1 protein-coding gene is annotated in these 413 nt (G+C 45.9%); it reads right to left on the bottom strand.

Annotation, left to right across the window (positions count from 1 at the left end):
• Nucleotides 1-413, bottom strand: a 413-nt coding sequence (locus AC1DP6_RS36570; protein WP_477059323.1) for a hypothetical protein, incomplete at both ends; no start/stop codon positions are given.

Genomic DNA, 413 nt, shown 5'->3' with positions numbered 1-413 from the left:
GACCAGGTACCTTTAGCACCATATTCAGTAGGCTTGTTGGCGGCCATGGTGAAGATAGAGTCGTTACAATGTTTCTGGTCAATACCTGCTTTCGCAATAGCCGGAACATCGTAGTTAGTCAGCAACACAGTGTCGGTAGTAGCGGCACAGGTACCGTTAGAGATAGTCCATACCAGTGTAGCAGTATGACCAGCCAGTACTTTAACTTTTGTAGTATTTAAAGTGGTATCAGTAACAGTTACCCATGTTGGTTTACCTACCACAGACCAGGTGCCTTTAGCKCCATATTCAGTAGGCTTGTTGGCGGCCATGGTGAAGATAGAGTCGTTACAATGTTTCTGGTCAATACCTGCTTTCGCAATAGCCGGAACATCGTAGTTCGGAACATCGTAGTTAGTCAGCAACACAGTGTC

The sequence above is a fragment of the Chitinophaga sp. 01L420 genome (assembly GCF_056399985.1).
Note: the sequence above shows the minus strand (reverse complement) of the source record. Positions and strands in the feature narration are given on the sequence as shown.